The organism is Allgaiera indica, from assembly GCF_900106675.1.
Classification (GTDB): Bacteria; Pseudomonadota; Alphaproteobacteria; order Rhodobacterales; family Rhodobacteraceae; genus Acidimangrovimonas; species Acidimangrovimonas indica.
The window spans coordinates 22,408-48,278 of record NZ_FNOB01000007.1; the positions used below are offsets into that span (position 1 = coordinate 22,408).

Sequence of the window (25,871 nt, forward strand, 5' to 3'; positions counted from 1 at the left end):
ACTCTACCCTGGGGATGTATCGTCCGCGTGACGTTTTTCCTTGTTTTTCATTGCGTGGTCAGCATCTTCCCCCGCGTTCCCGTCCTCTGGATCGGACCCCACGGTGATGGCCACGCGATCGCCGGCGAAGCGGGTGGTGCCGAATTCCACCGGCCGGCCCTGCGGGTCGCAGTTCAGGCCTTCGGATTTCAGCACCGGATCGCCTTCGCGCAGTCCCAGATGCAGCGCCAGGGTCGCATCCGCCGGCTCGGCCGACAGCCGGGTCTGGCGGCGGGTGTAATCGGCGACGCCGGCGCGGCGCAGCGCCTCGGTGATCGAGGCGACCTCGGCCAGCGCGGCGCCGATGCCCGGCAGCCGGGTCGCGGGAAAGAGGCTGTGGAAATGCGCGATCGGCACCGCGCCGACCAGCGACAGACCCTCGCAGACCAGCACCGGCTCATCCGGGGGCAGCGCCAGATGCCTGGCTTCCTCGGCGGTGGCGGGGCGGGTCTCGAGCCGCAGGATGCGGCGGCCTGGCAGCCGGCCGCTGGCCTCGACCGCGCGGTGAAAGCGTACCCGGCGGCCCAGCGGATATTCGGTCGGCCTGTGGCGCACGAAAACCCCGGCGCCGCGGCGCGGCAGCACCTGGCCGCGATCGGCCAGATCGGCCAGCGCGCGGCGCACGGTGTGTCGGTTGACGCCGAAGCGGCGCGACAGCTCGGCCTCGGTCGGCAGCTTGTCGCCGGGGCGGTAATGGCCCGCGGCGATCTCGGCCCCGAGCGTGGCGGCGATGGATTGCCACAGCGGCGTGCGCGGGGCGGCGGGCGGTGTCGGGGGGTCGGATGCGGGCATGTTACCTAAATTTCACCAAACGAGGGGTTCCTGCGGCGGCGCGGCGCGGGTATGATTTGTATAGTTGTATATCAATCTAGACAAGTCGGTAAATTGTCCAATGGCGATGGCGGAAGTCGAAATGATTGCGGCGCGGCGATGCTGGATGGGGGTGCTGGCGAAGGCCCGGCCCGAGCGTCTGGCGGAATGTGTGGCGCGGCTGGGTGAGGAGCCGGCAATTCACTGGCTGCGCCCGCCCGAGGTGGGGGCGGTGATGGTGCGCGGCCGGATGGGCGGCACCGGCGCGCCGTTCAACCTGGGTGAGATGACGGTGACGCGCTGCGCGTTGCGGCTGCCGGATGGCACAGTGGGCCACGGCCATGTGCAGGGCCGCGACCGGCGGCACGCGCGTCAGGCGGCGCTGGTCGATGCGCTCATGCAGGGTGCGCGCGCGCCCGAGGTCGAGGCCACGGTGATCGCCCCGCTGGCAGAGGAAGCAGCGGCAGCGCGGCGGCTTCGCGCCGAAAAGGCAGCGGCCACGAAGGTGGAGTTCTTCACCATGGTGCGGGGGGAAGACTGATGGAGACGCAACCTCTTGGCGGCGGTTTTTCAGATCCGCCGATGGATTCGGCCCGCGCCTTTCGCGCCGCGCTGGAAGCGATGGCCCGCCCCGGCACGATCCGGCGGATCGAGGGCGCCCGGGCGCCGGCGCCGCTTTCCTCCGCCGCGGCCACGTTGCTGCTGATGCTGTGCGATGGCGGCACGCCGCTTCATCTTGCGCCCGGCCACGACGGCGCCGATGTCCGCGCCTGGGTGACCTTCCACACGGGCGCGCCGCTGGTCGGGCGCGGGGCGGCGCGCTTCGCCGTGGGGGGCTGGCCGGCGCTGGGGGCGCTGGACGAATATGCCCAGGGCACGGCCGACTACCCGGACCGGTCGGCCACGCTGATCGTCGAATGCGCCGCGTTGCGGCCCGAAGGCGCGCGCCTCACCGGCCCGGGCATCCGCGATGCAACGCATCTGTCCCTGCCCGGGATCGCGGGCTTTCGCAGTAACGCGGCGCGTTTTCCGCTGGGGCTCGATTTCTTCTTCACCGCCGGCGCGCAACTGGCCGCGCTGCCGCGCACGACGCAAGTGGAGGCCGGCTGATGTATGTGGCGGTGAAGGGCGGTGCGCGGGCGATCGAGAACGCCCATGCCTGGCTGGCCGAGGAACGGCGCGGCGACCCGGGGGTGGCCGAGTTGTCGGTGGCGCAGATCCGCGGTCAGTTGACGCTGGCGGTGGACCGGGTGATGGCCGAGGGCTCGCTGTACGATCCCGATCTGGCGGCGCTGGCGATCAAGCAGGCGCGGGGCGATCTGATCGAGGCGATCTTTCTGATCCGCGCCTATCGCACCACGCTGCCGCGCCTGGGCGCCACGCTTCCGGTCGACACCGGCGCCATGGCCTGCGACCGCCGTATCAGCGCCACCTTCAAGGATCTGCCCGGCGGCCAGGTGCTGGGCCCGACCTTCGATTACACGCACCGGCTGCTGGATTTCAAGCTGGCCGCCGAAGCCGCGCAGCCCGAAGCGGAGCGCGCCGCGCCCGACCTTCGCCCGAAGCCAAGGGTGACGGAATTTCTCAATCAAGAAGGTCTGATACAGGATGAAGCTAAGGCAGAGGATGCGCCCCCCGACCTGACGCGCGCGCCGCTGGAATTTCCCGCATGCCGCGCCCTGCGCCAGCAGGCGCTGACGCGCGGGGATGAGGGGTTCGTTCTGGGAATGGCCTATTCGACCCAGCGCGGCTACGGGCGCAATCACGCATTCGTGGGTGAGCTTCGTATCGGAACATGTTCAGTTGAGATGGAAATTCCGGAACTTGGCTTCGCGGTCGAGATCGGTGAGGTCGAAGTGACCGAATGCGAGACGGTAAACCAGTTCGCCGGGTCTAAGACCGAGCCCGCGCAATTCACGCGCGGTTATGGGCTGGTCTTCGGCCATGGTGAGCGCAAGGCGATCTCGATGGCGCTGGTCGACCGCGCCCTGCGCTGGCGCGAACTGGGCGAGGACGACACCGGCGCCCCCGCACAGGACGAGGAATTCGTGCTGCAACACGCCGACAACATCCAGGCGACGGGATTTCTGGAACACATAAAACTGCCGCATTACGTGGACTTCCAGTCCGAAATTGAACTTGTGCGTAAACTTCGTGCTGCGGCCGGGGAGGCCCCGGATGACTGACGGGATGCAAGATTACAACTTCGCCTATCTCGACGAAGAGACCAAGCGGATGATCCGCCGCGCATTGCTGAAGGCGCTGGCGATCCCGGGCTATCAGGTGCCATTTGCCAGCCGCGAGATGCCGATGCCCTATGGCTGGGGCACCGGCGGCGTGCAGGTCACCGCCGCCTGCCTGGTGCCCGAGGATCGGCTGAAGGTGATCGACCAGGGCGCCGACGACACCACGAACGCGGTGTCGATCCGCGGCTTCTTCGCCCGTACCGCCGGCGTCGCCACCACCGAACGCACTGCCGAGGCCACGCTGATCCAGACCCGGCACCGGATCCCCGAAACGCCGCTGCGCGAGGGGCAGATCCTGGTCTATCAGGTGCCGATCCCGGAACCGCTGCGCTTTCTGGAGCCGCGGGAAACCGAAACCCGCCGGATGCACGCGCTGGAGGATTACGGCCTGATGCATGTAAAGCTTTACGAGGATATCGCCCGGCATGGCGCGATCTCGACCTCTTACGCCTATCCGGTGAAGGTGGCGGGGCGCTATGTGATGGATCCCTCGCCGATCCCGAAATTCGACAACCCAAAGCTTGAAAGCCCCGCGATCCAGCTGTTCGGCGCGGGGCGCGAGCAACGCATCTACGCGGTGCCGCCCTATACCCGCGTCGTCAGCCTCGATTTCGAGGACCATCCGTTCGAGGCCTCGAAACCTGATCACCCCTGTGCCCTGTGCGGCGCGACCGACAGCTATCTGGACGAGGTGATCACCGACGACACGGGCGCGCGGATGTTTGTCTGTTCCGACACCGATTACTGCGCCGGGCGCCGGGCGGAGGGCGCGGCATGAGCCCGCTGCTGCAGGTCGAGGGCGTCACCAAGCGCTACGGCGCGCGGATCGGATGCGAAGGCGTGGGGTTTGATCTGTGGCCCGGAGAGGTGATGGGTATCGTCGGCGAAAGCGGCTCTGGCAAGTCCACCTTGCTGGGCTGCCTTGCGGGGCATCTGACGCCGGACACGGGGCGCATCCTTTATGACGCGGGCGCGGGTAGCGGCGCGCAGGACGTGACCGCGATGCCAGAGGCCGCGCGGCGGCGGCTGTTGCGCACCGACTGGGCCTTCGTTCATCAGAACCCGCGCGACGGGCTGCGCATGAACGTCAGCGCCGGCGGCAATGTCGGAGAGCGGCTGATGGCGGTGGGCGCGCGCAACTACGGCGCGATCCGCGCCCGTGCCGGCGACTGGCTGGGCCGGGTCGAGATCGACGGCGCGCGCATGGACGATCGGCCTTCGGCCTTCTCGGGCGGCATGCAGCAGCGGCTGCAGATCGCGCGCAATCTGGTGTCCGGTCCGCGGCTGGTGTTCATGGATGAACCGACCGGGGGCCTCGATGTCAGCGTCCAGGCGCGGCTTTTGGATCTTCTGCGCGGGCTGGTGCGCGACATGGGGCTTAGCGCGGTGATCGTGACCCACGATCTGGCGGTCGTGCGGCTGTTGGCCGACCGGCTGATGGTGATGAAATCGGGCCGCGTGGTCGAGACCGGGCTGACCGATCAGGTGCTTGACGATCCGCAGCACCCCTATAGCCAGCTTCTGGTCTCTTCTGTTTTGCAGGTGTAACGCGATGATCCGGGTGGAAAACGTCTCGAAAAGCTTCACGCTGCACAATCAGGGTGGCGCGGTGATCGAAGTGATGCGGGGCGCCAGCCTATCGGTCGCGCCTGGCGAATGCGTGGCGCTGACGGGGGCCTCTGGTGCCGGTAAATCCACCTTGATCCGCATCCTCTACGGCAATTATCTGGCGGCCTCCGGGCAGGTGTTGGTGGGCGGCGTGGATGTGGCGCGGGCCCCCCCGCGTGAGATCCTGGCGCTGCGGCGCGAGGTGCTGGGCTACGTCAGCCAGTTCCTGCGCGTGGTGCCGCGGGTGCCGACGCTTGATGTGGTGGCGGAACCGGCGCTGGCGGCCGGCGCGGCGCGCGAGGCGGCGCGCGACCGGGCGCGGGCGCTGCTGGCGCGGCTCAATATCCCCGAACGGCTGTGGCCGCTTTCGCCCACCACCTTCTCGGGGGGCGAACAGCAGCGGGTGAACATCGCGCGCGGCTTTGCCCATCCCTATCCGGCGCTGCTGCTCGATGAGCCGACCGCGAGCCTTGATGGCGCCAACCGCGCCGTGGTGCTGGAACTGATCGCCGAGGCCAAGGCGCGCGGCGCGGCGATCGTGGGGATCTTCCACGATCTGGAGGCTCGCGCCGAGGTGGCCGACCGCGAGGTCGATGTCACCGCCTTCGCGACGCGGGGGGCGCGGGCATGAGCGGACGGCTCTTCGCCGTGGTCGGGCCGTCGGGCGCGGGCAAGGACACGCTGATGCAGGCGGTGCGCGCGGCGCGGCCCGGGGTGGTGCTGGCGCGGCGGGTGATCACCCGCCCGACCGAGGCCGGCGGCGAGGATTTCGAGGGCGTGGACGAGGCGGAATTCGCCCGTCGGATGACGGCGGGGGCGTTCGTGCTGCACTGGCGCGCCCATGGGCTGCGTTATGGGGTGCCGGGCGCGGTGCGCGCCGATCTGGCGGCGGGGCGGGACGTGCTGTTCAACGGCTCGCGCGCCGGGTTGGCCGAGGCGGCCGCCGCCTTTCCGGCGCTGCGCGTGCTGCACATCACCGCCCGGCCAGAGGTCCTGGCTGCCCGCCTGGCCGCCCGCGGCCGCGAATGCGCGGATCAGATCGGGGCACGGCTGGCGCGCGCGGATCTGGTGCTGCCGGGGCTGCCTGCGGGCGTGGCGGTGACGGAGATCGACAATTCAGGCCCGCTCGATGGCGCGGTTGCGATGCTTCTGGCCGCGCTTCAGCCCGACAGCGGCACGCGGTGAAGCAGATGGAAACGACCTGCCCCATCCTCGCCACAAAGGCTCAGGGCGTCCAGCACGAAGGGCCGCGGCTGCAGCGGCGCCAGCACGGGGGCAAGCGCCGCGCGCGTGGCCTCGGCCGCCTCGGGCGGCAGCGCGCCGGTCAGTGTCAGGTGAAAGCGGAACTCCTCCATCACATAGGGATAGCCCCAGCGGAGAAGGTTCGCCTCTTGCGCGGGGCTCAGCCCGGCGGCGCGGCGGCGTTGCAGTTCGTCTCGCGTTGGCGGTGCCCGGAAGGCATCGAGGCGCGCGACCACCTCGGCGGCCAGCGCGGCCAGCGCGGCGGCTTCGCCCTCGGGGACCAGTGCCAGGAAACCGCCAAGCCGCGCCAGCCGCAGCCCGGCCAGGGTGACGGGGGCAAGCCTGGCGGCAAGATCCTCCAGCGCGGTGTCCAGCGTCGCGCGGCTTTGACCGGGGGCCAGGCGAAACGGCGGCTTCAGCGTGCCGTGAAAGCCGTATTTGCGCGGTGCGGCGGTCAGGTCCGCCACCGGGCGGGGCAGGGCGGGCAGGTCGAAATGCGCGCGGGCACGCCCCCGGGCGGCATCCCAGCCCAGCCAACGTGCGCCGAAATCGGCCAGCGCACCGGGCGGGGGAGTGTAATAGATCGCGTAACGGGCGTAATCGGTCATGGGCCGGTTTCTGACAGCAACAGAAGACAATTCGGTGACGCTGGCCGCGTCGGGACCGGGGTGCAAGGGAAAAGACGATGACGGATCTGATACTGGGTAATGCGCGGATCGTGACCGAGGCTGGCGTGGTGCGTGGCAGCCTCGCGATCTCTGGGGGCCGCATCTGCGCGATGGACGAGGGCCCGACCCGCGCATCCGGCGCCGTCGACTGCGGCGAGGATCTGCTGATCCCCGGCCTGATCGAGCTGCATACCGACAATCTGGAGCGCCATATCGAGCCGCGCCCAAGGGTGGACTGGCCGCATCCGGCGGCGATCCTGGCGCATGACGCGGAACTGGCGGGCTGCGGCATCACCACGGTGTTCGACGCGATGCGGGTGGGTTCGGTCGTTTCCAACGAACGGCTGGGATACGGCAGCTACGCACGGGCGCTGTCGCGCGAATTGCTGGCGATCCGGGCGCGGGGCCTGCTGAAGATCAGCCATTTCCTGCATCTGCGGGCCGAGATCTGTTCCGAGACGCTGATCGACGAACTGGCCGAGTTCGGCCCCGACGACCGGGTCGGCATCCTGTCGCTGATGGATCACACGCCGGGGCAGCGCCAGTTCCGCGACGTGTCGAAGCTGCGCGATTACGTCATTGGCAAGCACGGCCTCAGCGAGGCCGAATTCGAGGCCCATGTCAGCCAGCAGACCGCCACGCGCGACCGCCTGGGCGCGGCGCATGAGGCCGCGGCGGTGGCGGCAGCGGGGCGGCTGGGCGCCGTGCTGGCCAGTCACGACGACACCACCGCCGATCATGTCGCCGTCAGCGCCGGATACGGCATCCGCCTGGCGGAATTCCCCACCACGCTGGAAGCCGCCCAGGCCTGTCACGACCACAAGATCGCGGTGATGATGGGTGCGCCCAACGTGATCCGGGGTGGGTCGCATTCGGGCAATGTGGCGGCGCGCGAACTGGCCCAGGCTGGGCTTCTGGACATCCTGTCGTCGGATTATGTGCCTTCGGCGCTGCTGTTGGCGGCCTTTGGTCTGGCGCGGTTGTGGGATGATCTGCCCCGCGCCATCGCCACCGTCACCGCCGCCCCGGCCCGCGCAGCGGGGCTGGAGGATCGTGGCCGCATCGCGCCGGGGCTGCATGCCGATCTGGTGCGGGTGGCGCAGGTGGAAGATCAGCCGGTGATCCGCGGCGTCTGGGCCCACGGCCGCCAGGTGGGCTAGCGGCGGGGCCGGGCCGCGGGGCACCGAAGCCCCACGCTGATGCGGCGCCCCGGCGCACCGGGATCGCGCCGGGATCGCGCCGGGGCGTGATCCAGATCAATCACGAAGACCTGCCAGGACGCTATCAAGGAATTGCGGGGGGCGGCACGGTGGTTTCGCCCACCTACCGCGTCCATCCATGTCGCGCGACACGCATCGGCGCGGCGCATTCATGACAGGCAAGGCCCTATGACCAACAAGGCCCCATGACCGAGACACCCCCGCCGATCCTCAGCCGCACGGTGGACCGGATCCGCCCCGGCGACAGCGCCCGGCTTGTCCGCAAGCTGACGCTGCGTGATCTGGAATTGATCGCGGCGCTGGCGGGGGGGCAGGTGGCGGTGGCCACGGACAGCGGGCCAACCGCCTGGGCGGGGCTGATGCTGGGGGCGCTGGTGGGCGGCGAATTGCCGGGCCTGGGCAGCCGGATCGCGCGGGCCGAGCTGCAGTTCCACGCCGCGCCGCAAGTGGATGAGACGCTGGATCTGACTCTGACCGTCGAAACGGTGAGGGCCGCCACCCGTACCGTCGGCCTGCGGTGCCGGGCCACCGGGCCCTTGGATGCGCCGGTGTTCGAGGGGCGGCTGGAGGTGATCGCCCCGGCCGAGGCCATGCAACCCGGTCCCGCCACGCGCCCCGGGCTGATCATCGAGGAGCGCGGCGCCAAGTTCCACCGCCTGATCGCCCAGGCGGCCCGATTGCCGCCATTGCGCATCGCGGTCGTTCATCCGGTCGAACCCAACGCCCTGTCTGGTGCGGTCGCGGCGGCGCGGGCGGGGTTGATATCGCCCGTCTTCGTGGGACCCGAGGCGCGCATCCGCGCCGCGGCGCAGGCCGCCGGTCTGGACCTGTCGCCCTGGCCGCTGCTGGCGACCGAACATTCCGACGCCGCCGCCGAGGAAGGCGCCCGCATGGCGCATGACGGCAAGGTCCACGCGCTGATGAAGGGCAGCCTGCACACGGACGAATTCCTGCGCCCCGTCCTGCGCCCGGAGATGAACCTGCGCACCGGGCGGCGCATCAGCCATGTCTTCTTGATGGATGTGCCCGGCACCGACCGGCCCCTGTTCATCACCGACGGCGCGATCAACATCGCCCCCGACCTGGAGGCCAAGCGCGACATCGTGCAAAACGCGATCGGCATGGCCCATGCGCTGGGCATCGCCGCGCCCCGCGTCGCGATCCTGTCTGCCGTCGAGACGGTCAATCCGCGCATCCCCTCGACGCTGGACGCCGCCGCGCTGTGCAAGATGGCCGAACGCGGCCAGATCACCGGTGGCGTGCTGGATGGGCCCCTTGCCTTCGACAACGCGGTCTCGACGCTGGCCGCCGAGATCAAGCATATCCGGTCAGAGGTGGCGGGCCGCGCCGATATCCTGCTGGCGCCCGATCTGGACGCCGGCAACATGATGGCCAAACAACTGAAATATCTGGCCAACAGCGAGGCCGCGGGCGTGGTGCTGGGCGCGCGGGTCCCGATCGTTCTGACCAGCCGCGCGGACAGCGCCCAAAGCCGGCTGGCCTCTTGCGCGGTGGCGGCGCTGATCCATGCGCATGTCACCACGGGCGGGGTAGCCACCGCAAAGGAAAACCCGGCATGACCGACGCGCTTCTGATCCTGAACGCGGGCTCGACCAGCCTGAAGTTCACGCTCTACGCGGTGCCGGACGGCGGTGGCGATCCCCGGCCGCTGGCCCGGGGCCGGGCCGAGGGGCTGGACGGGCGTCCACATCTGCGTATCCGGGCCGAGGCGCGGGGCGCGGGCGAGGCGATCGAGGAGGATCTTGATCCTGACGGGGGCTACGAGTCCGTGCTGGCACGCGTTCTGACCTGGACCGAGGCCCACGGCGCCGGGTTGCGGCTGATCGGGGCGGGCCACAGGATCGTGCATGGCGGGCCGGATTTCGCCGCGCCGGTCCGGCTGACGCCGGCGATCGTGCGGCGGCTGGCGGCGCTGAACCCGCTGGCGCCGCTGCATCAGCCGCACAATCTGGCCCCGGTGCGGGCGCTGGCGCATAGCCATCCGGGCCTGCCGCAGGTCGGTTGTTTCGATACCGGCTTTCACGCCACCAATGCCCCCCTGACCAGCCGCTACGCGATCCCGCGCGCGCTGCACGACCTGGGCATCCGGCGCTACGGCTTCCACGGCCTGTCCTATGAATACATCGTCTCGACCCTGCACGCGCATCTGGGGCCGGCGGCCGGTGGCCGGGTGGTCATCGCCCATCTCGGCGGCGGCGCCAGCATGTGCGCGGTGCATCAGGGCCGCTCGGTTGCCTCGACCATGGGGTTCTCGGCGCTCGACGGGCTGCCGATGGCCACGCGTTCGGGCGCGATCGACCCCGGGGTGCTGCTTTATCTGATGGCCGAGAAGGACATGCGCGCGGCCGAGCTTGGTGATCTGCTCTATCGCCGCTCGGGGCTGCTGGGGGTGTCGGGGATCTCGGGCGACATGCGCCGGCTTTTGGCCAGCGATGCGGCGCAGGCGCGCGAGGCGGTGGATCTGTTCACCTACCGCATCGGGCGCGAGCTGGGATCGCTGGCGGCCGCGCTGGGCGGGCTTGACGCGCTGATCTTCACCGGCGGCATCGGAGAGCACGCGGCCCAGGTGCGCGCCCGGGTGATCGAGGCGGCTGCCTGGCTGGGCCTGCGGCTGGACCCGGCGGCCAATGAAGCGGACGGGCCGCGCATCAGCCCCGAGGGCGCCGCGGTTCCGGCCTTCGTGATCCCCACGGACGAAGACCTGATCATCGCCCGTCACACGCTTGGCGTACTTCGAACCTGGCCGCCCCGACATCGCGGTGGCCCGGATCGGGCCGGGGCCTGATCCGGGGGGGGGCGGAGCAGGGTGGGGCCAGATCGCGGAGGGGGAGGCGCCGGGCCGAAGCACGAGAGCGAGGCCGCCCGCAAGATCAAGCCCCGAAATTCGGGCAAGGCCTGCCCTGGTTCCGGCCCATGGTCGCCGCGATGGGATGGAGGCCGCGGGCCTCGGCATGATCCATGACAGCCTGAAGGCCACCCCCGAGGCGCTGGCGGCCGAGTCCCCGCCGCCGCCGGGATAGGCCACGAGGAACCCGGTGCTGCGCGATTTCGACGCCACGCTGTTGCGGGATCTCTCCAAGGGCAGCGCCCCCGCCGCTTCCTTTGGCCGCGCGGCTCCTGTACGAAGATGGCGAGGGGAAGGAAGGGAGGATTTGCGATGGTGGATAGGCCTGAAGAGACGCCGCGTCCCGACTATGGCGCGGCCTGGTCCGGGTTCGATCTGGAGGCCGAGAAAAGCGGCTTCGCGGGCGATCTCGACGCCGCGGTCAACGCCTGCGTCGAATGCTGCGACCGCCATTGCGGCGCCGGCCGGATCGCGCTGCGCTGCCTGTCGGCGGATGCGGTGCTGAGCGAATACAGTTTCGAGGATCTGCGCGATCTGTCGGCCCGCGCCGCCAATCTGTTCCGCGCCCAGGGCGTGGGGCCGGGTGACGTGGTCTCGGGCCTCTTGCCGCGCCGCGTCGAGCTGATCGCGGTGATCCTGGGCGCCTGGCGCCTGGGCGCGGTCTATCAGCCGCTGTTCACCGCCTTCGGCCCCCGCGCGATCGAGCAGCGGCTGCAAACCAGTCGGGCGAAGGTGATCGTGACCGACAGCGCCAACCGCGCCAAGCTGGACGAGGTGCCGAACCGCCCCCGCGTGGTGCTGGTGCGCGCCGAGGGCGCGGCGCTGCCCGAGGGAGATCTGGATTATCGCGCCGCGATGGCGGCGGCCCCGGCCGAGTTCGCCCCGGTGATGCGGCGCGGCACGGATCTGTTCATGCTGATGTCGACCTCGGGCACGACGGGCGCGCCGAAGGGGGTGCCGGTGCCGCTGTTCGCGATGCTGTCCTTCGGGCTTTACATGCGCCAGGCCATCGACCTGCGCCGCGACGACGTGTTTTGGAACATTGCCGATCCCGGCTGGGCCTATGGCCTTTACTATGCCGTCTGCGGCCCGCTGCTGCTGGGCTGCGCGACCACGCTTTGCGAGGCCGGCTTCACCGCCGAGAGCTGCTATCGCGTCATCGACGGGCTGGGCGTGACAAGCCTTGCGGGCTCTCCCACCGCGTTTCGGCTGCTCTTGGCTGCGGGGCCCGCGGCGGCGGCGGCGCTGAAGGGGCGACTGCGGGTGGTCAGTTCCGCCGGAGAGCCGCTGAACCCCGAGGTGATCCGCTGGTTCGCCCAGCATCTGGGCGTGCCGATCCACGACCATTACGGCCAGACCGAGCTGGGCATGTGCGTCAACAACCATCACGGGCTGGACCATCCGGTGCGCGCGGGGTCCGCCGGGCTGGCGATGCCGGGCTACCGCATGGCGGTGCTGGACGAGGCCGGGCGCGAACTGGGGCCGAACCAGCCGGGCACGCTGGCGGTGGATATCGCGCGCTCGCCCGCGCTGTGGTTCACCGGCTATCTGAACAACGACACCCCGGCGATCGCGGGCGGCTATTACCGCACCGGCGACTCGGTCGAGCTGGAACCCGACGGATCGGTCAGCTTCATCGGCCGCGCGGATGACGTGATCACCTCCTCGGGCTACCGGATCGGGCCGTTCGACGTGGAAAGCGTGCTGCTGGAACATCCCGATGTCGTCGAGACCGCGGTGATCGGCGTGCCCGACCCCCAGCGCACCGAGATCGTCAAGGCCTTCGTCATCCTGCGCGACGGCGCCACCAGGGACGATGCGCTGCGCGAGACGTTGCAGCAGCTGGTGCGGCGGCGGCTGTCGGCCCATGCCTATCCGCGCCAGATCGACTTCGTGACCGAACTGCCCAAGACCCCGAGCGGCAAGATCCAGCGCTTTCTTCTGCGCAACGCCGAGATCGCGCGCCAGAAACAGGCCGCGGCGCCGACGGCGTAGGGGCGGCTCGCGGCCGCGCCCGGGCCGGGGTAGGGCAAAGAAAAACGGCGGGGCGTACCGGGCGCCCCGCCGTTTCGATCTTTCGCGCGGCGATCAGTTCGCGGCGGGTTTGCCATCACCGATGGCGGCCAGCAGCTTGGCGGTGTCGGGGTCGTAGCCGCCGATCGCATGGGCCTTGCCCTGGGCGTCGCGGAACAGAAGGTATGGCGTGCCGCCGATGCCCTGCGCCTGCATCCAGGCGTTGTTGGCCTTCACCTGCGCGACCGCGTCCGAGTTGCTCAGATCGGGCTTGATGCCGCCTTCCTCGGCGGCGACGTCAAAGCCTTCCTCGTCGGTCGCCAGCGCCTTTGCCGGATCCTTGGCCCCCAGGATGGCCGCGGCCTTGCCCAGAGAACTGGGCTTGAGAAAGCCGACCTGGATGATGTGGACCTTCACCTCGCCCTTGGCGACGTCGGATTTCAGATCCTCATAGGTCTTGTGGCAGTAGATGCAGTTCGGGTCGAAGACGATCCACAGCTCTTTCTTGGCGCTGGCCTTGCCCCAGACGAAGGAATGGGTCTGGTCCAGCGCGGCGAAGTTCTGCGCCGCGGTCGGGGGCTTGGGCAGGTATTGGTCGGCCTCGTCCTGGGTGACGTTGGTGCCGTCGGATTTCAGGATCTCGCCGCGCAGGATGTAGCTGCCGTCGGCGGTCATGTAGACGATGCCGTTGCGGCCGGGGCCCTCGGTGATCGCCACGCCGACCAGGCCGGCGGGCGCGGGAAAGACCCGCAGCACCTTCACCCGGCCGCCCGACAGCTTGTCCAGCGTCGCGGCGATGGCCGCCGATGCGGTGCCGTCGGCGGTGGCTGCGGGGGCGGCGGGCGCGGCTGCGGCGGCGGGCGCCTTGGGGGTCGCGGGCGCCGTGGCGGTGGCGGCTGCCTTGGGGGCCGCGGGCGCCGCGGTCGTGCCGCTGTCGGCCCAGGCCGCCGGGCCGAAGGCCCCCGCGACCGCCAGGGCGGCGGTCAGGGCGGCGGCCAGTGCGGGGCGGCGGGTCTTGGGGGTTGCGTTCGGGCGCATGGGGTCATCCTGTCTGTTTCGCTGTCTCATGTCCTAACGCATCACACGCGGATTGCACCCCTTCTCACGATCTCGTGCCCGGGGTCGGTCACTTGCCGCTCATGATCATGCGAAAGCGCACCTGATCGAGGATCACGGCCAGGATCAGCAACAGCCCAAGCAGCACCATCTGCATGTAGGAAGAGATCTGCGCCAGGTTCATGCCGTTCTGCACCAGCACGATGAAGAAGGCGCCCAGCACCACGTTCTCGACCCGGCCGATGCCGCCGCGCAGCGACACCCCGGCGATGACGCAGGCGGCGATGGATTCAAGCGCCGTGTTGCCGCCCAGCGTGGCGTCGCCGCTTTCCACCCGGGCGGTCAGTAACAACCCGGTCAGCGCCGCGATCAGGGCGCACAGGACATAGGCCATCAACAGCACCCGGCGGGTGTTGATCGCCGACAGATGCGCGGCCTTGATATTGCCGCCGACCGCGTAGATGCGGATGCCGAACCCCATCCGCGCCATCACCACCCACATTACCGCGATGCAGACCAGCGCGACGAGCACCGGCACCGGCACGCCCCAGAGCCGCCCGAAGCCGAAGGCGTCTCCGAATTCCGGCGGCAGGTCCGACACCGGCACGCCGCCGGTCAGGAACAGCGCCAATCCCGCCCCGACCGACGAGACACCCAGCGTCATGATGAAGGGCGAGACGTCGAAATAGGCGATGCCCACCCCGTTCACCAGGCCGATCAGCAGTGCCGCCGCCAACCCCACCAGACAGCCCAGCAAGATCGCGGCCCAGACCGGCATCGCGCCCACGAAGGTGGTCATCGCCAGGGCCGAGACCACCGAGGTCACCGCGATGGCGGTGCCCACCGACAGATCGAACCCGCCCGAGATCAGCGCCAGCATCTGGCCCAGCGACACCAGCACCAGATAGACGGACTGCCGTGCCACGTTCATCAGGTTCTCGGCGCTCAGGAAGCGCGGCGACAGCGCGGTGAACAGCACCAGCGCCACGGCCAGAAAGAAGGGCAGCACCCCCACCTTTATGAACAGCCGCCGGATCGGGTTGTCCCGGGTCGGGGTTGCTTGTCGATCAGCCTGCATGCTCGGACTCCGCTTCGTCGAAGAAATGTTTCAGCACCTGGTCCTCGGCGATCGCCGGCCCTTCCAGATCCGCCCGCAGGCGGCCATGGGCCATCACCAGCAGCCGATGCGACAGGTTCATCACCTCCGGCAGGTCCGAGGACACGACAAGCACCGCATTGCCCGCCTCCGCCAGTTGCCGGATCAATTGGTAGAGCGCAGCGCGCGTGCCCATGTCGACGCCGACGGTGGGTTCATCCAGCAGATAGACCTGCGCGGGGCGGGCGAAGCATTTGGCGAACAGCACCTTCTGCTGGTTGCCGCCCGACAGCTGCGACACCGGGCGCGGCAGGTAGTCGGGGCTTAGCTCGACGCGCCCGGCGGTCTGCGACACCTGGCGGCGCACGGCGCCCGCGTCGATCCAGCCGGCGCGGCGAAAGGCCGGGCTCATCGCCAGGTCGATGCCGATGTTGTCGCGCGCGCTGCGCGTCAGGATCAGCCCCTCGGCCTTGCGGTCGGGCGACAGGTAATGCAGCCCGCGCGCCATCACCGCCGCCGTGGACAGGCCGGTGATCTCGGCCCCGTTCAGCGTGACGCGGCCGGCCGAGGGCGGCTGCAACCCCATGATCGTGCGCACCAGCCGCGACTTTCCGGAACCGACAAGGCCCGCAAGCCCCACCACCTCTCCCGCGCGCAAGGTCAGATCGACGCCCGCGACGCCCGCGGCGCGCAGGTCCTCGACGCGCAACAGCTCCTTGCCCGGGCGGCGGGCGATCTTGGGGTAGATTTCGGCGATGGCGCGGCCGGCCATCATCTCGACCAGACGGGCCTCGGAGGTGCCGGCCACCGGGACGGTGTCGATCCTGGCGCCGTCGCGCAGCACCGTCACCCGATCGCCGATGCGGGCAAATTCCTGGATCCGGTGCGAAATGTAGATGATTCCCACGCCGCGCGCCCGGGCCCGCAGGATGAACTTGAACAGGTGGTCGACCTCGTGATCCGAGAGCGAGGCGGTGGGCTCGTCGAGGATCAGCACCCGGGGCGCGCCGACGAAGGCCTTGGCGATCTCGACCATCTGCTGCGCGGCGCGGCTGAGACGCGAGACAGGCTGATCGACCGGCAGGTCGAACTCCAGCCCCGCCAGCACCTCGCGCGCGCGGGCCTTCAGCGCGCGGGTGTCGATGAAGGGACCGCGGCGGGGTTCGCGGCCCAGCAGGATGTTCTGCGCCACGCTCATCGTCGGGATCAGCGAGAATTCCTGAAACACGGTGAAGATGCCGTGCGCCTGCGCCTCGGCCACGCTTTCGAACGCGACCGGGGCGCCGTCGATCTCGATCGTGCCCGAGGTTGGCGTGCCGGCACCCGACAGCAGCGCGATCAGGGTGGATTTGCCGGCGCCGTTCTCACCGAACAGGACATGGACCTCGCCCGCCGCCAGGTCGAAATCGACCTGGTCCAGGGCGGTGACGCCCGGATAGCGCTTGGTCAGCCGGCGGGTCTGGATCAGCATCGGGGGCTCCGCATCGAAAAAAGCCCGGGCCGGCAGCAGGGCCGGCCCGGAGTCGGGGAGATTTCAATCGACGTTGAAGACCGGCCGGAACCCCTTGGGCGGCAGGATCGCGTCACGCGGGGTCTTGTCGACATTGTCGTGATCGACGACGAAGATCTTCGGACCCACATGCTTGATGTAGTCCTTCTTTTCCAGGATCCGCACCGCCTGGTCGATGGCGATCCGGCCCTGGATGACCATCGAATCCGCCGGCGCCGCCAGGATCGTGCCGCGCTTGATGCCGGTGTAGACATCGGGCGTCATGTAGAAGGCCAGAACCTTGATCTTCTTCGACAATCCGCGCTGGCGCAGCAGGTTCTGCGCGACATCCGCGGTCACCGCGGTGCCGACGATATAGCTGACGTCGGGGTTCGATTGCAGCGTGTCCTCGACCAGCTTCAGCTGCGCCTCCTTGCCGGTGTCACCGTATTTCGGCTCCAGTACCTTGATGGCGGACCCCTTCACGGCCGCCAGGAAGCCCTTGTTCGCGGCCTCGACCCAGCCCGCGCCCGCGGGTCCCGGGAACCAGCCGACGGTGATTTCCTTCGATCCGGCGGGATGCTTGGCGGCCAGGTATTTGCCGGTCTCGGCGCCCATCGTATAGAACGACACCAACGATTTCGCCGCGATATCCTGGGACGAGACGCCGTTGATCACGTCGATCCACGGAATGCCCTTGCCCTTCATCTGCTCTATCAGCCCGTTCAGCCCGGTGTAGGAGATCGCCCCCACCACCACCGCCTGCGCGCCCGCCGCGACGCAGTCCTGGATCTGCGAGATCTGCTGGTTGAGGTGGGTATAGCCGTCGGCCGCCACCACATGCAGCTTGACGCCCTCGGCCTTGGCCTGTTCGACCACGCCGTAATCGACGCCCAGCCAATAGGGATCCTTCATATGCGGGAAGGACACGCAGATGTCCCACTTCTTTTCGGCCTTCTTCAGCGGCGTGTAGGTGACCGGCTCGGATTTGCCGTCGGTGCTGAAGGGCGGCACGACCTTCTCGGCCGGGTAGGGCGCCCAATCGGCCATCGCCGCCGCCGGCAGCACCATCGCGCCCGCCAAGAGCGCCGTCATCAGGGTATGTTTCATCGTTCTGACCTCCTTGTCAGTTCTTCCGTTCGGGACGGTTGTCCGCCATCGGTGAGGTATCCGCGCGCTTCTAGCCGAGCGCTTCGCGAATTCGGTTCAGCGCCGCGCGGCGCTCGGCCCGGGCGGCAAGCGCGGTCTCCATGGAGACCGGTATGAAATGGACGGGCGTGTGCGGCTGCAATTGTCCGATCTGGTCCATGTCGGCCGAGATCACCGCACCGATGGTGAAATAGCCCCCGCCCGACACCGCGTCGCGGTGCAGCACGATCGGCTCCGTGCCCGAGGGCACCTGGATCGAGCCGTAGGAATAGCAGCCGTCGACGATGTTCGACGGGTCCGATCCCGCCCCGAAGGGCGGTGTGCGGGGCACGAAATCCAGGGGGCTGCCGCCGCGAAAGCGCACGCCCATGCGGTCGGCCTCGGGGGCGACCTGCCATTCCTCTCCGAAGAAGCGCGCCCGCGCCTCGTCGGTGATGCGGTGGATGTAAAGGCCCGGCAGCACCCGCAGTTCGGCCGGCCGGGACACGGCGCGGCGCAGCTCGGGGGGGACGCTGCGGCCCTCGGGCGCGCCGGCGGACCGGCCCACCGGCAATTCGTCGCCGGCCTGCACGGCGCGGCCGTCGACGCCGCCCAGCGCGCCGATCGGATAGGTCGAGCGGCTGCCCAGCGCCGGCGGCGTGGCGATGCCGCCCGACACCGCGATATAGATCCGCGCGCCGGCCTTGAGGTAGCCAAAGCTCAGCACCTGGCCCGCTTTCACCGCGATCGCGGTCCAGCCGGGATGTTCCGCGCCGTCCACCTTCACCGGCATGGTGGCGCCGGTGACGGCGATGGTGGCGGGGGCGGTGAATTCGATTTCCGGCCCCAGGAAGGCCGCTTCCAGACAGGCCGCGCCCTCGTCATTGCCGACCAGCAGGTTGGCCGCGCGCAGCGCCAGCCGGTCCATCGCGCCGCCCATGGGGATGCCGAGGTGGAAATAGCCGGGCCGGCCGAGATCCTGGATCGAGGTCGCCAGGCCGGGTTTCACGATCTTAAGCGTCATCGAGGGCCTCCATCAGCTTCGCGTTGGTGCCGGCGATGTCGGCGTTCCAGGCGTCGAGATCGAATTCCACCTCGGCGATGCGCGGGAAATAGGTGCCGGCGGCGACCTCGGCTTCGATCCGGTCGTGTTCCTCGCGGCTGATCGGCTTCCATTTGACGATGTCGCCCGGCTTGAAGAAGACCATGAAATCCTTGAGGTAGCCGACCTTCTGTTCGGGGTCGTAGATCGGCATCGGGGTGATGCCGAACATCTGGTAGCCGCCCGCGCCGCGCACCGAATAGATGCAGGCGAAACAGCCGCCGTGCCCCACCGTCAGCTTCGGCGTGTCGGTGCGGGGGCGCAGGTATTTCGGCACTTCCAACTGCTTTTCCCGCTCGACCAGCTGGTAAAGGAACGGCAGCCCTGACACGAAGCCCACCATCGACACGAACCACGGCGCCGCGTGATGCGCCGCGATGAAGCCCGCGGCATCGTCGTAGCCGTTGATCCGCGCCGCATAATCCAGATCGCTGCCCGAGGGGTCCTGGTGGCGCTCGCGAAACCGCATCAGCGTCTCATGCGTCCAGGGATCCTGGTAATAGACCGGGATCTCGATGATCCGCGTGGTCAGGCGCTTCTCGGCCTGTTCGGCCTCGGCCTCGAGCGCCTTGATGCGGCTCAGCATTTCGTCGGGTGCGATCACGTCGGGGTCGAACCGCACCTGAAAAGAGGCATTGGCGGGGCAGATCTCGGTCACGCCGTCGATCTTCGCCGCGCGCACCGCGTTCGACATCGAGAGGCTGACGAAGAAGGCGTCAAGCGACATCTCCTCGTCGATCTCGACATAGACCTGCTCGTCGCCGCCGAAGGTATACCGGGTCTTCATCACACCGCCTCCTTCTCTTGGTGTCGGGTCAGCCCGCCACCGGCGAGCCAGGGTTCGAGCCATTGGGTATGGAACCGCCCGGCCTGCACCTGCGGGTCGGCGGCCAGCGCCAGATGCAGGGGGATGGTGGTCTTCACCCCGTCGATCTTCAAACACTTCAGCGCCCCGGCCATCTTGGCGATCGCCTCGGCACGGGTCGGCGCATGGACGATCAACTTGCCCAGCAGGCTGTCGTAGAAGGGCGGGATCTGGTAGCCCTCATACAGCATGTGGTCGAAACGCAGGCCGTCGCCCTCGGGGATCTGCAGGGCGCCGACGCGGCCGGGGAAGGGCAGGAACTGGCGCGCAGGGTCCTCGGCGTTGATGCGCACCTCGATGGCGTGGCCGGTCGCGGCGATGTCTTGCTGGCGCAGCCGCAGGGGCTCTCCGCCGGCGATGCGCAGCATCTCCTCTATCAGGTCGATGCCGGTGGTCATCTCGGTCACCGGATGTTCCACCTGGATGCGGGTGTTCATCTCGATGAAGAAGAAACTGTCGGTGGCTTCCTCGTAAAGGTATTCGAGCGTCCCGGCGCCCGCGTAGCCCACCGATTTCGCCAGCGCCACCGCCGAGGCGCAAAGTGCCGCGCGCGTCTCGGGCGACAGGCAGGTGGCGCCGGCCTCTTCCCAGACCTTCTGGCGCCGGCGTTGCAGCGAACATTCGCGTTCATGGCAGTGCACCGCATCGGTGCCGTCGCCGAGGATCTGCACCTCGATATGGCGGGGCGAGCGGACCGCGCGTTCCAGATAGATGCCGCCGTCGCCAAAGGCTGCCTCGGCCTCGGCCCGCGCCTGGGGGGCGAGGCGGCGCAAGTCGGCCTCGGTCTCGGCCACGCGGATGCCGCGCCCGCCGCCGCCGGCGGCCGCCTTGATCATCACCGGGTAACCCACCTGGGCCGCCACTTCGACGGCGCGCTCGATATCGTCGAGCCGCCCGTCCGAGCCCGGCACCACCGGCACCCCGGCCAGGATCGCGGCCGAGCGCGCGGCCACCTTGTCGCCCATCGCGTCGATGATCTCGGCCGCCGGGCCGACGAAGGCCATGCCGGCGGCACGCACCGCGCGGGCGAAGTCGGCGCTTTCGGCCAGGAAACCATAGCCAGGATGCACCGCGTCGGCGCCGGCCTTTCGGGCGGCGGCAACCACGGCGGGGATGTTCAGATAGCTGTCGGCCGCCTTGGCCGGCCCGATGCAGACCGCGCGGTCGGCCAGCCGCACCGCCAGCATGTCGGCGTCGGCCTCGGAATGGGCCTGGATCGTCTCGATCCCCAGCGCGCGGGCGGCCCGGATGATCCGCACCGCGATTTCGCCGCGATTGGCGATGAAAAGGCTGCGGATCGGCATCCTATTCCACCTTCGCCAGCGTGTCGCCCGCCTGCACGGGGGAGGAGTCTTGCGCGACATAGCCCGCAAAGCTGCCCGCGACCTCGGCCTTGACCTCGATGAAGGTCTTCATCACCTCGACCAGGCCGATGGTGTCATCCGGCGCCACCGCGTCGCCATTTGCCTTGAAAGGCGGCTGGTCGGGGGCGGGCTTGTGATAGAAGGTGCCGGGCAGGGGCGACGGGATCTCTTTCATGGTGGCCTCCTTGTTGGAATTTGTCATTGTACCACGTTCGCCGCCGGGGCGATGGTAATGCCGTTCTCTGTCAGGGTGGCGCGGATCGCGGTGCCTATCTCCAGCGCGCCGGGCGTGTCGGAATGGAAGCAGATCGATTCAAACGGGATCTCGATCGCGTTGCCGGAGACCGTCTCGACCGTGCCCTCGCGGCATGCGCGCAGGCATTTGTCCGCGACGGCCTGCGGATCCGGGCGTGATACCTTGCGCGCGAAAACGATCGAGCCGCTGTCGTCATAGTCGCGGTCGGCGTAGAATTCGCGCACAATGCCATGGCCCGCCGCGCGCGCGGCCCGTTCGGTCTGCGACCCCGCCATGCAGAAGATCAGCGCATCGGGGCAGGTGCGGGCCAGCGCATCGACCAGCGCCTCGGACAGTGCCGCGTTGGCGGCGGCCTCCATGTAAAGCGCGCCGTGCAGCTTGACATGCTGCAGCCCCAGCCCGTAGCGGCGGCCGAATTCACGCAGCGCGCCAACCTGATAGAGGACGTCGTTGATCAATTCGTCGGGCCGCGCGGCGATGGTGCGGCGGCCGAAGCCCTGCAGATCGCGATAGCCCGGATGGGCGCCGATGCCGACGCCGAATTCCTTCGCCAACCGCGCCACCCGGTCCATCGAATTCGGATCGCCCGCATGAAATCCGGTGGCGATGTTGGCCGAGGAAATCAGCGCCATCAGCGCCTCGTCCGGGGCCTCGGACAACACCCATTGACCGAAGCCCTCGCCCATGTCGCAATTCAGGTCGACCATCGTGATCATGCGTCTAATGCCTTGCCATCCCTCTGTCCCCATCAGGTTTCGCGAGGGCGAAGCGTTTGTAAATTAGCATTTTTGAAACTAACATTATCGGATATTCCGATAACCAAGGCAGATCGGTTGAAACTTGAAGTGTCTATAATTCAACAGGTTGGCCGGCAGTGCCCGGTATCGTCGCAGCGCCGGCCTGCCTGTTTTCCGCGCGGATTTCGAGGAAACCGATGAACATTCGCCAGATTCGCTATTACGTCGCCACCGCCGAAACCGGGCAGGTCAGCCGGGCCGCGCTGGCTATGAACATCTCGCAAAGCTCTATCACCGCGGCGATCAAGGAACTGGAGGCCGAGTTCAACACCGCGCTGTTCGATCGCACCGGACACGGGATGGAGCTGACCGCCGAAGGGCGTGAATTGCTGGGCTCGTGCTACGAGGTGCTGCAAAAGCTCGAAGAAGCCCAGCAACTGACGCGGCGCACCCGCACCAGGGGCGGCAAGATCAGCATCGCCGCGACCTATACGGTGATCGGGTATTTCCTGCCCTACCACCTGGATCGGCTGCGGCGCTTTTACCCGGCGCTGGATGTTCATGTGCACGAATTGACCCGAGAGGCGATCGAGGAGGGGCTGGCCACCGATCGCTACGATCTGGCGATCATGCTGACCTCGAACACCGCCAACCCGGCGCTGCATGTCGAGACGTTGCTGCGCTCGGCCCGGCGTCTGTGGCTGCCCAACGGCCATCCGCTGAGCCAGCGCGACGATATCGATTTCGGCGATATCGCGCGCGAACCCTATATCATGCTGACCATCGACGAGGCGGCGCATACCTCGATGCGGTATTGGAGCACGACCCGGCACCGGCCCAGGGTGCATCTGCGCACCTCCTCGGTCGAGGCGGTGCGTTCGATGGTGGCGAACGGCTCGGGGGTGACGATCCTGTCCGACATGGTCTATCGCCCCTGGTCGCTGGAGGGGCGGCGGATCCTGACCATGGTGCCGAAGAACCCGATCCCGACGATGGACGTGGGCCTGGCCTGGGGCCGCCACCGAGCGCCAAGCCCGGCGGCGGAAAGCCTGATCGGCTATTTCCGGCAGCTGTTCCTGACACCGCAGAACCAGGTGATGGGCCATCCCAGCCGCTAGCGGCCGGGGTGGCGCCGGGGCCGGGCCGCCCGCACCGGACAGTCCCGCGCCAGACCGTCCGCACCGGACAGTCCGCACCGGACAGTCCGCGCCAGACCGCGCGGGTCGGGGGTATCAGCCTTCGCGCGCGGCCGGCAGCACCTGGGCGCGGTCGGCGTTCCAGTCGACGGCGATCTCGGTGCCGGCGGGGAAATCGCCGGCCTCGGGCGTGGCCAGGTCGGCGAAGATATCCGCGCCGTTGGCAAGCCGTACCGTGACCCGCGTCATCGCGCCCATGAAGGTATGGGTCCGCACCGTGCCACGCCGGGCCATGGTCTGCTGCGCCGTCTGCGCGGCGGGAAGCAGGCGCACGTCCTCTGGGCGCAGGTAGATCGACACCGCGGTGCCTGCGGCCAGCCCCCGCGCGGCCGGGGCGGCGAAGGTTTCGGCCTCGACCCGCACCATGCCGGCGTCGACCACCGTGGCGCTGAGGCAGCTGGAAACCCCGATGAAACCCGCCACGAAGGGCGTCGCCGGGCGCTGATAGATCGCATGGGGGCTGTCGAACTGGTCGATCTGTCCCCGGTTCATCACCGCGACCCGGTCCGAGATCGACAGCGCCTCTTCCTGGTCGTGGGTGACGAAGATCGTGGTCACGCCGGTTTCCTCGTGGATGCGGCGGATCTCGTCGCGCAGCTGCACCCGCACGCGGGCGTCGAGCGCCGAGAGCGGCTCGTCCAGCAGCAGCAGGTCGGGGCGGATCGCCAGCGCCCGTGCCAGCGCGACGCGCTGCTGCTGGCCGCCCGACAGCTGGTGGGGGTACTTGTGGGCAAAGGCCGAAAGCCCCACCATTTCAAGCAGTTCCCCGACCCGGCTTTGGCGGCCGCTCTTTTCCGTGTGACGCACCTGCAGGCCGAAGGCCACGTTGTCGGCCGCGTTCATGTTGGGAAACAGCGAATAGGCCTGGAACACCATGCCCATGTTGCGCTTGTTGGGCGGCATCGGCGAGATGTCCTTGCCGTCCAGCAGCACGGCGCCGGAATCGGCGGTCTCCAGCCCCGCGATGATGCGCAGAAGCGTGGTCTTGCCGCAGCCCGAGGGGCCCAGCAGGGTGACCAATTCCCCCTCGTCGAAGTCCAGCCCGGCGTCGCGCAGCACATGCTGGGCGCCGTAGGATTTGTTGACGTCACGAATTTCCAAGCGGGCCATCAGCCGACGCCTCCCGTACGAACTTGTCCCCGGCCGCCCCCTGCGAGGATGCCGAGCATGCCGAGCCAGGTCACGAAGAACGAGAACAGCGACAGCGCCGCCGCCTCGGTGCCGTTCACCTGGCCGATATAGTTGATGTAGACCGCGAAGGTGTTGAACAGCAGGATGTTGGCGAAGACGAATTCGCCCAGCACGATCGCGAAGGTCAGAAGTGTCGCACCAAGGATCGCGGTGCGCAGGTTGGGGATGATCACGCGGGTGAAGATCTGCGACCAGCTGGCGCCCAGGCTTAGCGCGGCCTGGGTCAGCGTCGAGACATCCAGAGCGCTGATGCCCACGTCAAGTGCCCGGTAGCTGTAGGGCAGCGACAGGATCACATAGCCGATCACCATGAATTCGGGCCGCGACACGAACCAGATCGGCATCGCCAGCGGTGCGCCGGGCACCGAATAAAGGCCGGTCAGGCCCTGGATCAGCGCGATCGGCGGGATCACGAAGGGCATGACCGAGATGACTTCCAGCACCGGGCGCAGCCAGGGCGCGCGCAGCCGCACGAACAGCACCGTCGGGATCAGCAGCGCCAGCGAGATCACCACCGTGTAGATCGCCAGCTTCACCGACAGGCCCAGCGAGGCCCAGACCTCGGGGGTCTTCACCAGCGCGACATAGTTCGTCAGGTTGTAGCGGTCGCCGCCGGCCCAGAGGCTGAAGATCGCCGTGCCCAGCAGCGGCAGCAGGAAGAAGGCGGCGACGATCGCGATCCAGATCACCGACAACAGTTTCGGCCGGCGCCGCGCGCGCCCCGGGGGCGGCGGCGGGGCTGGGGTGGCGGTCTCGGCGCCGGGGGGGAATGCTATCGCTTCTGCCATCGGCCCGTCCAACGTTGCAAGAGAGTGTAAAGCGTCATCGCCGCGCCCATGACCACGATCATGCCCAGCGACAGGGCGTTGCCCAGCTGCGGATCGGCGATCACGTTGCCCGACATCAGGTTGCCGATCTCGATCGGCACCAGCGGCACCAGCCCCGAAGTCAGCGCGTAAGGCGTGGCATAGGAGGCAAAGGCATTGCCGAACAGCAGGATGAACGAGGCAAGCACCGAGGGCGTCAGGATCGGGATGCCGACATGGCGCCAGTAGTGCCAGCCATTGCCGCCCAGCCCCATCGCGGCCTCGCGCCATTCGCGGCGCATGCCCTGCAGGGCGGGGGTGATGATGATCACCATCAACGGGATCTGGAAATAGAGGTAGGTCAGCACCAGCCCCCAGAACGAGAACAGCGAAAAGCCCGCGCCATAGATGTCGATCCCCAGCGCCTTGAGCCAAAGCGTCAGCATGCCCTGCGTGCCCAGCGTCGAGATGAAGGCGAAAGCCAGCGGGATGCCGGCGAAGTTGGCCGCCACCCCCGAGAATGAGTTGACCGCATTGCGCAGCCATCCGGGCGTGCTTTGGCGTTGGATCTGATAGGCGGTCAGCAGCCCCGCGACTACCCCGATCAGCGCCGTCACCGCCGACAGCGCGGCGGTTGTGACATAGGCCTTGGCGTAGAAGCGGCCAAACAGCTGATCGACGTATTGGGTGGTGAAATCGCCCGACGAGGAGCGGAAGGCCTGGAACAGGATCGACAGCGCCGGCCCGGCCAGGAAGGCCAGGACGTAGATGAAGAACAACCCGATGAAGAAAACGGGCAGCGCGCCGGCAAGGCCGGCGCGCTGCTTCGGTCGGCGGCGCAGGGCGCCGCCGGCTGTGGCAAGATCCGTCACG

General features: G+C 68.6%; 26 protein-coding genes. 12 read left to right on the top strand and 14 right to left on the bottom strand.

Annotation, left to right across the window (positions count from 1 at the left end; translation table 11 throughout):
- Nucleotides 1–3: 3 nt before the first annotated feature.
- Nucleotides 4–831 (bottom strand): phosphonate metabolism transcriptional regulator PhnF, encoded by an 828-nt coding sequence (gene phnF / locus BLV97_RS07775; protein ID WP_092164006.1) that lies wholly within the window; start codon nucleotides 829–831, stop codon nucleotides 4–6.
- Nucleotides 832–952: 121 nt separating this feature from the next.
- On the opposite strand from phnF, the gene phnG reads away from it, so the two are divergent.
- From phnG to phnN, 7 genes are read left to right on the top strand one after another with little or no spacing between them, the layout of a single operon-like run.
- Nucleotides 953–1,390 (top strand): phosphonate C-P lyase system protein PhnG, encoded by a 438-nt coding sequence (phnG, locus tag BLV97_RS07780; RefSeq protein ID WP_244520991.1) that lies wholly within the window; start codon nucleotides 953–955, stop codon nucleotides 1,388–1,390.
- Entirely contained in the window at nucleotides 1,390–1,959 is a 570-nt protein-coding gene (phnH, locus tag BLV97_RS07785) for a phosphonate C-P lyase system protein PhnH (protein WP_035844546.1), read from the top strand. Before phnG ends, phnH begins: the two co-directional genes overlap by 1 nt.
- Nucleotides 1,959–3,035 (top strand): carbon-phosphorus lyase complex subunit, encoded by a 1,077-nt coding sequence (locus tag BLV97_RS07790; protein WP_035844544.1) that lies wholly within the window; start codon nucleotides 1,959–1,961, stop codon nucleotides 3,033–3,035. The genes phnH and BLV97_RS07790 overlap by 1 nt, the downstream gene beginning before the upstream one ends.
- A 4-nt stretch (nucleotides 3,036–3,039) precedes the next feature.
- Complete coding sequence (locus BLV97_RS07795) at nucleotides 3,040–3,873, top strand: alpha-D-ribose 1-methylphosphonate 5-phosphate C-P-lyase PhnJ (RefSeq protein WP_092164007.1); 834 nt, start codon at nucleotides 3,040–3,042, stop codon at nucleotides 3,871–3,873.
- A complete protein-coding gene (gene phnK, locus BLV97_RS07800; protein ID WP_035844540.1) occupies nucleotides 3,870–4,643 on the top strand; it encodes a phosphonate C-P lyase system protein PhnK in 774 nt (257 codons plus the stop codon). Before BLV97_RS07795 ends, phnK begins: the two co-directional genes overlap by 4 nt.
- Before the next feature lie 4 nt (nucleotides 4,644–4,647).
- Nucleotides 4,648–5,334 (top strand): phosphonate C-P lyase system protein PhnL, encoded by a 687-nt coding sequence (gene phnL / locus BLV97_RS07805; RefSeq protein WP_035844538.1) that lies wholly within the window; start codon nucleotides 4,648–4,650, stop codon nucleotides 5,332–5,334.
- The gene (gene phnN / locus BLV97_RS07810; protein WP_035844537.1) at nucleotides 5,331–5,888 is read left to right on the top strand and encodes a phosphonate metabolism protein/1,5-bisphosphokinase (PRPP-forming) PhnN; all 558 of its coding nucleotides are present in this window, start codon (nucleotides 5,331–5,333) and stop codon (nucleotides 5,886–5,888) included. Before phnL ends, phnN begins: the two co-directional genes overlap by 4 nt.
- On the opposite strand, the gene BLV97_RS07815 is transcribed toward phnN, so the two are convergent.
- The gene (locus BLV97_RS07815) at nucleotides 5,864–6,553 is read right to left on the bottom strand and encodes a DUF1045 domain-containing protein (protein WP_035844535.1); all 690 of its coding nucleotides are present in this window, start codon (nucleotides 6,551–6,553) and stop codon (nucleotides 5,864–5,866) included. The genes phnN and BLV97_RS07815 overlap by 25 nt on opposite strands.
- Nucleotides 6,554–6,630: 77 nt before the next feature.
- On the opposite strand from BLV97_RS07815, the gene BLV97_RS07820 reads away from it, so the two are divergent.
- The 4 genes from BLV97_RS07820 to BLV97_RS07835 all read left to right on the top strand — a co-directional run bounded on the left by BLV97_RS07820 (nucleotide 6,631) and on the right by BLV97_RS07835 (nucleotide 12,694).
- Nucleotides 6,631–7,773, top strand: coding sequence for an alpha-D-ribose 1-methylphosphonate 5-triphosphate diphosphatase (locus tag BLV97_RS07820; protein WP_035844533.1), 1,143 nt, complete (start codon nucleotides 6,631–6,633; stop codon nucleotides 7,771–7,773).
- Between the two features lie 245 nt (nucleotides 7,774–8,018).
- Nucleotides 8,019–9,413 carry a bifunctional enoyl-CoA hydratase/phosphate acetyltransferase gene (locus BLV97_RS07825; protein WP_035844529.1) on the top strand — a complete coding sequence of 465 codons (1,395 nt, stop codon included), beginning with the start codon at nucleotides 8,019–8,021 and terminating at the stop codon, nucleotides 9,411–9,413.
- On the top strand, nucleotides 9,410–10,639 hold the full coding sequence (locus BLV97_RS07830; RefSeq protein WP_051646180.1) for an acetate/propionate family kinase: 1,230 nt from the start codon (nucleotides 9,410–9,412) through the stop codon (nucleotides 10,637–10,639). The genes BLV97_RS07825 and BLV97_RS07830 overlap by 4 nt, the downstream gene beginning before the upstream one ends.
- 372 nt (nucleotides 10,640–11,011) lie before the next feature.
- The gene (locus tag BLV97_RS07835) at nucleotides 11,012–12,694 is read left to right on the top strand and encodes an AMP-binding protein (protein ID WP_035844527.1); all 1,683 of its coding nucleotides are present in this window, start codon (nucleotides 11,012–11,014) and stop codon (nucleotides 12,692–12,694) included.
- Between the two features lie 93 nt (nucleotides 12,695–12,787).
- Here BLV97_RS07835 and dsbG read toward each other — a convergent pair whose 3' ends face one another.
- From dsbG to BLV97_RS07880, 9 genes are all read right to left on the bottom strand, one after another.
- Nucleotides 12,788–13,750 (bottom strand): thiol:disulfide interchange protein DsbG, encoded by a 963-nt coding sequence (gene dsbG, locus BLV97_RS07840; protein ID WP_051646179.1) that lies wholly within the window; start codon nucleotides 13,748–13,750, stop codon nucleotides 12,788–12,790.
- Between the two features lie 88 nt (nucleotides 13,751–13,838).
- On the bottom strand, nucleotides 13,839–14,846 hold the full coding sequence (locus tag BLV97_RS07845; RefSeq protein ID WP_035844525.1) for an ABC transporter permease: 1,008 nt from the start codon (nucleotides 14,844–14,846) through the stop codon (nucleotides 13,839–13,841).
- On the bottom strand, nucleotides 14,836–16,335 hold the full coding sequence (locus BLV97_RS07850; RefSeq protein WP_035844523.1) for a sugar ABC transporter ATP-binding protein: 1,500 nt from the start codon (nucleotides 16,333–16,335) through the stop codon (nucleotides 14,836–14,838). Before BLV97_RS07850 ends, BLV97_RS07845 begins: the two co-directional genes overlap by 11 nt.
- Nucleotides 16,336–16,398: 63 nt before the next feature.
- On the bottom strand, nucleotides 16,399–17,463 hold the full coding sequence (torT, locus tag BLV97_RS07855; RefSeq protein ID WP_035844521.1) for a TMAO reductase system periplasmic protein TorT: 1,065 nt from the start codon (nucleotides 17,461–17,463) through the stop codon (nucleotides 16,399–16,401).
- Between the two features lie 70 nt (nucleotides 17,464–17,533).
- The gene (locus BLV97_RS07860; RefSeq protein ID WP_035844519.1) at nucleotides 17,534–18,505 is read right to left on the bottom strand and encodes a 5-oxoprolinase subunit C family protein; all 972 of its coding nucleotides are present in this window, start codon (nucleotides 18,503–18,505) and stop codon (nucleotides 17,534–17,536) included.
- The gene (locus tag BLV97_RS07865) at nucleotides 18,495–19,370 is read right to left on the bottom strand and encodes a 5-oxoprolinase subunit B family protein (protein ID WP_035844516.1); all 876 of its coding nucleotides are present in this window, start codon (nucleotides 19,368–19,370) and stop codon (nucleotides 18,495–18,497) included. Before BLV97_RS07865 ends, BLV97_RS07860 begins: the two co-directional genes overlap by 11 nt.
- Nucleotides 19,370–20,752, bottom strand: a complete 1,383-nt coding sequence (locus BLV97_RS07870) for an acetyl-CoA carboxylase biotin carboxylase subunit (protein WP_035844513.1) — start codon at nucleotides 20,750–20,752, stop codon at nucleotides 19,370–19,372. The genes BLV97_RS07865 and BLV97_RS07870 overlap by 1 nt, the downstream gene beginning before the upstream one ends.
- Nucleotide 20,753: 1 nt before the next feature.
- Nucleotides 20,754–20,987 carry an acetyl-CoA carboxylase gene (locus BLV97_RS07875; RefSeq protein WP_035844511.1) on the bottom strand — a complete coding sequence of 78 codons (234 nt, stop codon included), beginning with the start codon at nucleotides 20,985–20,987 and terminating at the stop codon, nucleotides 20,754–20,756.
- A 23-nt stretch (nucleotides 20,988–21,010) separates the two neighbouring features.
- A complete protein-coding gene (locus tag BLV97_RS07880) occupies nucleotides 21,011–21,784 on the bottom strand; it encodes a 5-oxoprolinase subunit PxpA (RefSeq protein WP_035844508.1) in 774 nt (257 codons plus the stop codon).
- Nucleotides 21,785–22,002: 218 nt separating this feature from the next.
- On the opposite strand from BLV97_RS07880, the gene BLV97_RS07885 reads away from it, so the two are divergent.
- On the top strand, nucleotides 22,003–22,923 hold the full coding sequence (locus BLV97_RS07885; protein WP_035844506.1) for a LysR family transcriptional regulator: 921 nt from the start codon (nucleotides 22,003–22,005) through the stop codon (nucleotides 22,921–22,923).
- 114 nt (nucleotides 22,924–23,037) lie between these two features.
- Here BLV97_RS07885 and BLV97_RS07890 read toward each other — a convergent pair whose 3' ends face one another.
- Genes BLV97_RS07890 through BLV97_RS07900 form a run of 3 tightly spaced genes read right to left on the bottom strand, consistent with a single transcriptional unit; the run spans nucleotide 23,038 to nucleotide 25,870 of the window.
- Complete coding sequence (locus tag BLV97_RS07890) at nucleotides 23,038–24,111, bottom strand: ABC transporter ATP-binding protein (RefSeq protein ID WP_035844503.1); 1,074 nt, start codon at nucleotides 24,109–24,111, stop codon at nucleotides 23,038–23,040.
- The gene (locus BLV97_RS07895; protein WP_210184781.1) at nucleotides 24,111–24,980 is read right to left on the bottom strand and encodes an ABC transporter permease; all 870 of its coding nucleotides are present in this window, start codon (nucleotides 24,978–24,980) and stop codon (nucleotides 24,111–24,113) included. The genes BLV97_RS07890 and BLV97_RS07895 overlap by 1 nt, the downstream gene beginning before the upstream one ends.
- Nucleotides 24,965–25,870, bottom strand: a complete 906-nt coding sequence (locus tag BLV97_RS07900; protein WP_210184782.1) for an ABC transporter permease — start codon at nucleotides 25,868–25,870, stop codon at nucleotides 24,965–24,967. The genes BLV97_RS07895 and BLV97_RS07900 overlap by 16 nt, the downstream gene beginning before the upstream one ends.
- Between the last annotated feature and the right edge of the window lies 1 nt (nucleotide 25,871).

Excerpts from the sequence above, each read along its gene's own strand:
- phnF (WP_092164006.1), bottom strand. The coding sequence starts at position 831 with ATGCCCGCATCCGACCCCCCGACACCGCCCGCCGCCCCGCGCACGCCG.
- phnG (WP_244520991.1), top strand. The coding sequence starts at position 953 with ATGATTGCGGCGCGGCGATGCTGGATGGGGGTGCTGGCGAAGGCCCGG.
- phnH (WP_035844546.1), top strand. The coding sequence starts at position 1,390 with ATGGAGACGCAACCTCTTGGCGGCGGTTTTTCAGATCCGCCGATGGAT.
- BLV97_RS07790 (WP_035844544.1), top strand. The coding sequence starts at position 1,959 with ATGTATGTGGCGGTGAAGGGCGGTGCGCGGGCGATCGAGAACGCCCAT.
- BLV97_RS07795 (WP_092164007.1), top strand. The coding sequence starts at position 3,040 with ATGCAAGATTACAACTTCGCCTATCTCGACGAAGAGACCAAGCGGATG.
- phnK (WP_035844540.1), top strand. The coding sequence starts at position 3,870 with ATGAGCCCGCTGCTGCAGGTCGAGGGCGTCACCAAGCGCTACGGCGCG.
- phnL (WP_035844538.1), top strand. The coding sequence starts at position 4,648 with ATGATCCGGGTGGAAAACGTCTCGAAAAGCTTCACGCTGCACAATCAG.
- phnN (WP_035844537.1), top strand. The coding sequence starts at position 5,331 with ATGAGCGGACGGCTCTTCGCCGTGGTCGGGCCGTCGGGCGCGGGCAAG.
- BLV97_RS07815 (WP_035844535.1), bottom strand. The coding sequence starts at position 6,553 with ATGACCGATTACGCCCGTTACGCGATCTATTACACTCCCCCGCCCGGT.
- BLV97_RS07820 (WP_035844533.1), top strand. The coding sequence starts at position 6,631 with ATGACGGATCTGATACTGGGTAATGCGCGGATCGTGACCGAGGCTGGC.
- BLV97_RS07825 (WP_035844529.1), top strand. The coding sequence starts at position 8,019 with ATGACCGAGACACCCCCGCCGATCCTCAGCCGCACGGTGGACCGGATC.
- BLV97_RS07830 (WP_051646180.1), top strand. The coding sequence starts at position 9,410 with ATGACCGACGCGCTTCTGATCCTGAACGCGGGCTCGACCAGCCTGAAG.
- BLV97_RS07835 (WP_035844527.1), top strand. The coding sequence starts at position 11,012 with ATGGTGGATAGGCCTGAAGAGACGCCGCGTCCCGACTATGGCGCGGCC.
- dsbG (WP_051646179.1), bottom strand. The coding sequence starts at position 13,750 with ATGCGCCCGAACGCAACCCCCAAGACCCGCCGCCCCGCACTGGCCGCC.
- BLV97_RS07845 (WP_035844525.1), bottom strand. The coding sequence starts at position 14,846 with ATGCAGGCTGATCGACAAGCAACCCCGACCCGGGACAACCCGATCCGG.
- BLV97_RS07850 (WP_035844523.1), bottom strand. The coding sequence starts at position 16,335 with ATGCTGATCCAGACCCGCCGGCTGACCAAGCGCTATCCGGGCGTCACC.
- torT (WP_035844521.1), bottom strand. The coding sequence starts at position 17,463 with ATGAAACATACCCTGATGACGGCGCTCTTGGCGGGCGCGATGGTGCTG.
- BLV97_RS07860 (WP_035844519.1), bottom strand. The coding sequence starts at position 18,505 with ATGACGCTTAAGATCGTGAAACCCGGCCTGGCGACCTCGATCCAGGAT.
- BLV97_RS07865 (WP_035844516.1), bottom strand. The coding sequence starts at position 19,370 with ATGAAGACCCGGTATACCTTCGGCGGCGACGAGCAGGTCTATGTCGAG.
- BLV97_RS07870 (WP_035844513.1), bottom strand. The coding sequence starts at position 20,752 with ATGCCGATCCGCAGCCTTTTCATCGCCAATCGCGGCGAAATCGCGGTG.
- BLV97_RS07875 (WP_035844511.1), bottom strand. The coding sequence starts at position 20,987 with ATGAAAGAGATCCCGTCGCCCCTGCCCGGCACCTTCTATCACAAGCCC.
- BLV97_RS07880 (WP_035844508.1), bottom strand. The coding sequence starts at position 21,784 with ATGATCACGATGGTCGACCTGAATTGCGACATGGGCGAGGGCTTCGGT.
- BLV97_RS07885 (WP_035844506.1), top strand. The coding sequence starts at position 22,003 with ATGAACATTCGCCAGATTCGCTATTACGTCGCCACCGCCGAAACCGGG.
- BLV97_RS07890 (WP_035844503.1), bottom strand. The coding sequence starts at position 24,111 with ATGGCCCGCTTGGAAATTCGTGACGTCAACAAATCCTACGGCGCCCAG.
- BLV97_RS07895 (WP_210184781.1), bottom strand. The coding sequence starts at position 24,980 with ATGGCAGAAGCGATAGCATTCCCCCCCGGCGCCGAGACCGCCACCCCA.